5 protein-coding genes, 1 tRNA gene and 1 rRNA gene are annotated in these 5737 nt (G+C 40.3%); 4 read left to right on the top strand and 3 right to left on the bottom strand.

The genetic code is table 11. The features are described from left to right. Positions 1-505: ribosomal RNA gene (locus tag HM003_08420) — 23S ribosomal RNA — on the bottom strand; the annotation flags it as partial. Positions 506-832: 327 nt separating this feature from the next. Between HM003_08420 and HM003_08415 the strand changes: the two genes are divergently transcribed. The 4 genes from HM003_08415 (at position 833) to HM003_08400 (ending at position 3446) form a co-directional block, all read left to right on the top strand. Further along, a tRNA-Thr gene (locus HM003_08415) sits at positions 833-906 on the top strand. A 499-nt stretch (positions 907-1405) separates the two neighbouring features. Next, positions 1406-2206 carry a radical SAM protein gene (locus HM003_08410; GenBank protein ID MBX5329353.1) on the top strand — a complete coding sequence of 267 codons (801 nt, stop codon included), beginning with the start codon at positions 1406-1408 and terminating at the stop codon, positions 2204-2206. A 144-nt stretch (positions 2207-2350) separates the two neighbouring features. After that, on the top strand, positions 2351-3193 hold the full coding sequence (locus HM003_08405) for a hypothetical protein (GenBank protein ID MBX5329352.1): 843 nt from the start codon (positions 2351-2353) through the stop codon (positions 3191-3193). A 79-nt stretch (positions 3194-3272) separates the two neighbouring features. Next, positions 3273-3446 carry a hypothetical protein gene (locus tag HM003_08400; protein ID MBX5329351.1) on the top strand — a complete coding sequence of 58 codons (174 nt, stop codon included), beginning with the start codon at positions 3273-3275 and terminating at the stop codon, positions 3444-3446. A gap of 169 nt (positions 3447-3615) precedes the next feature. Here the strand turns inward: HM003_08400 and HM003_08395 are convergent, their stop codons facing one another. Next, positions 3616-4821, bottom strand: coding sequence for a hypothetical protein (locus tag HM003_08395; GenBank protein ID MBX5329350.1), 1206 nt, complete (start codon positions 4819-4821; stop codon positions 3616-3618). A 287-nt stretch (positions 4822-5108) separates the two neighbouring features. Next, positions 5109-5594, bottom strand: a complete 486-nt coding sequence (locus HM003_08390) for a hypothetical protein (GenBank protein ID MBX5329349.1) — start codon at positions 5592-5594, stop codon at positions 5109-5111. Positions 5595-5737: the final 143 nt, after the last annotated feature.

Raw genomic sequence — 5737 nt, 5'->3', positions numbered from 1 at the left:
GGGGTACTTTTCAGTTTTCCGTCACCGTACTAGTGCGCTATCGGTCTTGAGGCGTGTTTAGTCTTGGAAGTTAGTGACTCCTAACTTCTCGCACCCAAACCGGGGTACGATACTCCGGGACTCCAGCTCAGCTCCTTCTGGTTTATGCTTACGGGGCTTTCACCCTCTTTGGCGGGCCTTTCCAGGCCACTTCGGCTTAGCCAGCGAGGAGGAAGCTGGGCCCATAACACTACATCTCCCGCAAGTTTCCTTGTGGGATTTGGTTTGGACTTTTCCCTTTTTGCTCGCTGCTACTAGGGGAATCCCAGTTGGTTTCTTTTCCTCCCCCTACTAAGATGCTTCAGTTCGGGGGGTTCCCGCTCCCATGTGGGAGCACCACGGTTCCGAAGAACCATGGTGGGAAGTCCCATTGAGGAATCCCCGGTTCTAAGGCTGCATGCGCTTACCCGGGGCCTTTCGCGGTTTGCCGCGCCCTTCTTCAGCGCTCAAGCCGAGCCATCCTCCAGACGGCGTAGCATGTCGGGCCTTTTGGCGGTGTCTGTTTGGCGTTTGATGGTGAAACCTTAACGTGGGTGTGTTGTTTTGCCTGTGCATGGTGTCATTATGAGCGTTTGTTGCTCATTCGCCGCTTCGCTCCTCATCAAGGTGATGGGGAGGTGCATGTTTTTTGATGGCTATAGCTTAAAGTAATGTAGCCAAAATATTTCTGAAGTTGCTTCCGCACATATAAGGGTTACGTCGTAGGTATTAAGTGTTTTTGATTGTGGTTTTTGGTGGTTAAGGTTTTTATTTTTGATGTTAGGAATAATGCGTGTGCGTATTGCGCGTGGTTGCCTCGGTAGCTCAGCCAGGTAGAGCAACGGCCTTGTAAGCCGTAGGTCGCGGGATCGACGCCCGCCCGAGGCTTTTGGTGTTCTTGTGCTCTGTGGCGTTAGACCCCCCTTATAAATAGGTTGAATTTCGTGTTCTTTTGTGTGGTTCGTGTTTTCTGGAGAGTATCGTACCGAGAGCAAGAGTTGTGGATGTTGAGAGAAAAATGGCGAGGTTGTATTCTTTGATCACGGCAAAAATTGCTCCTACTGTTCTAGCTACCAATAAATCCGCTACTATGGGCGTCTTTAACCGCATATAATCCTCTCTTTTTTATTGTTTGTAAAGTAATTAGTATCAGTTTAACATAGTGCACGATTGAATGGTTCAAAGCATTGGTGTAAAAGAACGACTTGACAGTTTTAAATGATAGTGTACTCCTCACCTCTCGTACTATCTTAAAATTTCATTCGTAAATTAGGGAGCGAATGGTTTTTGTTGACGTTTTATCCTAGAATATTCACAGTGAAATCTTGTGACTTTGATTTCCAAATTTGACTCTTGGCGTTCTAAGTTTTGTACTTGCCCGCCTAAATTGACCTTTAATCCTTACACTGGTTGCGACCACCATTGCGTTTACTGTTACGCTTCAAGCTACATTCCAAAATTTCATGATTGCAGACCAAAAAAAGATTTAATTTCAAAACTAAGAAGAGAGGCTGCTCGCCTAAAAGGAGAAATAATCTCAATTTCCAATTCTTCAGACCCCTACCCTAATTTGGAAGAAAAAACTGGTTTAATGCGAAAATGCTTAGAAATTCTAACCCAAAGCAACTGCAAAATCCAAATAATAACAAAATCATCTTTAGTTGTTAGAGACGCGGACCTTTTGAGAAAAGCTTCCTCAATGGTTGCTTTAACAATCACAACAGAAGACGACGCTGCAAAAATCATCGAGCCAAATGCGCCGCCCCCATCAAAACGTTTGAGAGCCGCAGAAGAACTAGCCAGTAAGGGCATTCCAGTGTGTGTACGCATAGACCCAATAATTCCGCATGTAAACGAAAACTGTGAAAATCTTATTAGAACACTCGCTCAGATAGGTGTCAAGCACATAACAGCCTCAACATACAAGGTGAAACCAGATAACTGGAAAAGATTCAGTGCTGCAATGCCGAAAATTGCAGAGAGATTAGAACCACTTTATTTTGAACAAGGCGAAAAAATAGGGGGATACATTCTTCTACCTAAAGAATTACGATTAAAATTAATGAAGACTCTGAGTGCGACTGCTGAGAAGTACAACATAAAATTTGCAACTTGCCGAGAAGGTTTAAGTTATTTGAATACTGCAGCATGTGACGGTTCATGGATGTTAAGTATGTTACCAATGTAGACTAAACTTCAGTTATTATAATGGACTCTTTTAAACGTCCTTGCTTTCGTCTGTGAGGTTAACTTTTTGGTTATTTATTTTAAGTTAATAAAGTATATATGCGGTAGTGCATCTTGTGGAAAGTAACTACTGTAGGTGGTCAAATTGTGCACCTACCAACTCGTCTGGAAAGGTGTGCAGCAAACAGCCCAAAAATATTACGAACCGTTAAACATAGGAAGAATAATACTTTTTGACAAAAAACAAAGAATTTACGGCATCATTATTCAATCAAAAATAGAGCAAGGAGTGCTTCGAAAAATCGCTGAATTAGCAGAAAAACTTGGCGTCATAGTCCGGTACATTCAAATTTCCATGCTAAAAGCACACGAACCCACAGTCACCGCAATAGCTTTCATAGATTTCTTAAATTCAAAAACTACACCAGAAAAAGCCTTGGAACTTGTTAAAGACCAAAAATTCATAAAAAACGCCCAAATCATAAAACCAAACAGAGAAGGCATAATCTTTGATAGTTACTTCTTTCCACTAATCGCAGAAGACGAAAGAGCGGTTATATTCCGCAGGTCGGTCTACGAAGCATTATTCAACGGTGTCAGAAGAAAATTTGGTTCAGCAGGCGAAGCCATGCTATATTATGAAGGATTTGCTATAGGCTTTGAAATCTATGACAAATACGTGAAAGCTGCCAATTCAGAAAATCTAGAAGATATAGTCGAAGTCGCAAAAGCAGTCAACATGACATTGGGCTGGGGAATAATTGACAAAATAAAAATAGATGCAGAAAAAGGCGTGGCTCACGTGCGAATACACCAAAATTTCGGATGCGAACTAAGCGAAAACAACGGAAAACCCTACAGCCAATTCTACAGAGGCGCAATTGCTGGACTTTTCACCCGCTTCTTCAAAAAAGACGTGAAAGTCCAAGAAACAAAATGTATCGCAAAAGGAGACCCATACTGCGAATTCACCGTCAAAAGCCTCTGAAATATTAACTTCATTAAAATTTTTATATTCAAACAAAAAATAAAAAGGGTAATTGCTACATTGGGGCGCAAAAGCGCCTATGACCGGCGAAGGAAAAGGCAAAATCGTCGATAAAGGCAAAAAATACAGAAAAATTTTCATTTACATACCCAAAGAAGTCTCTTCTGACACAAGCTTCCCCTTCAAAATAGGCGAAGACGTAACAGTAAAAATTGAAGGAAAAAAACTAGTCATAGAGAAAAAACAACAATAAAATTCAGCCAGATTTAACTAACATTTAAAACGTTACACGGCAGTTATTCATACCATAACAGAAAGAGCTTATAGCATTGTCCTGAATAGATTTAGACTTTTGATACGGTGATTGCGCAGATAATTATGTTTAAATTTTAACGAATTAATTAAAACCTAATAATTTAACACTACAAAAGCCATTTAGTATCTAATGCCTTCTTGGAACGATTCCATAATATTTTACGGAATAAAATCGAAACAAGTGTAACAAGAACTGAGGAAATAAAAGTAAGCCACATCACGGGAAATTCTGGGATTGAGTAAGGAACAGTATAAAGTGCTTGCCAATAAACCCAAATAGCTTTTTCAGTTCCATTCTTGTATTTCAATCCAACAAAATCATTAGGCGTGGCGTTTGGATTCGTCTCTTCCTCAACGGTACGAAGATCATGTAAGCATAACCAGCTGACAATTTCCAAAGGCATATCCTTTGTGTGCTCCAAAAACCAGAGCAGAAACTCAACTTGTTCTTGTTCCGACCCGCCTCGCAATAACTCCGAACTTGTCCATCCTATTTCACTGAACACAATAGGTTTATCTCCTGTATAGTTCATTATGCGTGTGTAATAGTCAGGTGGCATGTCACTAGGCTGCTCATACCAAGCAGTTCCTGGATAACCAAGCATGTACGGGTATGATGTGAAGCCAAAGAGGTCAATTTTGTTTTTGTCGAATTTCTCTATTAAGAACCATCCATTGTATGAATCAATAGTGTCAAGCCTGAAAACCATGAAAACCTTGGTTTCTGGAGACACAGCCTTAATGCCATCATATGTTTCGCTTACTAAACTGACATAGTTATCAAAATCTTCCTGACTGCAATTCCAATAATACGTGTCAACCTCATTTCCTATACAAAAATATTGTGGATGATAATCCCGCGAGATGTTAACAGCTTGCTCAATCCACAACTGCCGAAGCTCAAATGTCCCAAGGTTCGTCACAGTAGAATTCATATAAGGAGGAATTTGCAAAACCACCTTTCCACCTTCAATAATCCAAAAATTTAGTTGAAATATAGGGGTCAAACCGCTTGAGTTTATCAGCCCCAAAAGACCCTGTGTTTCAGGTTTCTTCAGATGTTCAGTTGTGTTATACCATGGCACATTTACAAACCACAGATTCATAACGTCCGCAACTGAACCAGCTGTCCTATAAACTTCTTCAAGAGTCACGTTTTGCTCCCATGTAGGAGTCACACCAATAAGAAAGTTTCTGGAAGCTATAGGAAGGGAGACGCCTCCACCTATCGCCCTCTGAATAACAGTTGCATTAACCCAACTTGCGACACAAAAAGAAAAAATCAAAACAAAAGATATAATCTTATATTTCACAAAGACCATCTCAATAAATTTTTAAAAGAATTTTTCCTATTTAATATATAAAATTTTCAGCATAATTTCAGTAACAAACATATTTAGCATCCAATAGACAAGTCTAACACTGTTGCACACACAAACACATTATAGTAGCCTGGGATAGGTTCAAATATCGGTTTGAAACATCGGGATTAAGCCGTGGTTCTGCGCTCTTTCTGGAAATCGCTCACAAAATGAGACTGAAAAAGATTTTGAATCGCTAGTTAGGAAATGATAGAAAAATGGGAACACGGGAGAACGTTCTATCTGATTTTTGCTTGTTGTTGCTTCCTTTTCAGCATTTCATTGTAGAGATATTCAAACCATTGCAATGTTTCAGTTGTTCCTTCTTGTTCTCTTCTTCCCTTTACGAGGGGCTTGAACTTTTCCCATGTGTCCAAGATCATGGCGCCGAAGAGGTCATCAACTAAATCCATGCTTATCAGCCTTCTCTTGACAAGCACTCCCATGCCCTCAAAAAAAGTTCCTACTGAAGTTGCTGCACTTGAAATTTCAGCACGGTTGGTCGCATATCGTTTAAGGGCATCCGCATAATCCTCAAATTCTAAACCCATTATTTTCTGATACGCCTTTTGAAATTCTGCACTTCCAAACGTCGCATATAATCTCACGACCATTTCCGTTTGTCTTAGCTTGGTCTGATGCCTTATCTGAAAAATGTAGTAGATAGCTGCTGCAAATACACCAGCAGAAGCAACTACTATCGAAACGGTTGATAGGTCGACCATTCTTAACACCTAAAAGACAAGGTTAAGCGAAGTGCGTATTAAAATCTAACAGTATAGTATGCAGCCAAGTTCCAACAGCGCACAGTTTACACCTATTTCTCAGTAAAGAACCTTAAGAAAATCTCATAGTAGCCCGGGAGAGA

It is taken from the genome of Candidatus Bathyarchaeota archaeon A05DMB-5, assembly GCA_019685655.1.
In the GTDB taxonomy this organism is placed as follows: Archaea; Thermoproteota; Bathyarchaeia; order Bathyarchaeales; family Bathycorpusculaceae; genus DSLH01.
This window is presented reverse-complemented; position numbering and strand designations above follow the sequence as displayed.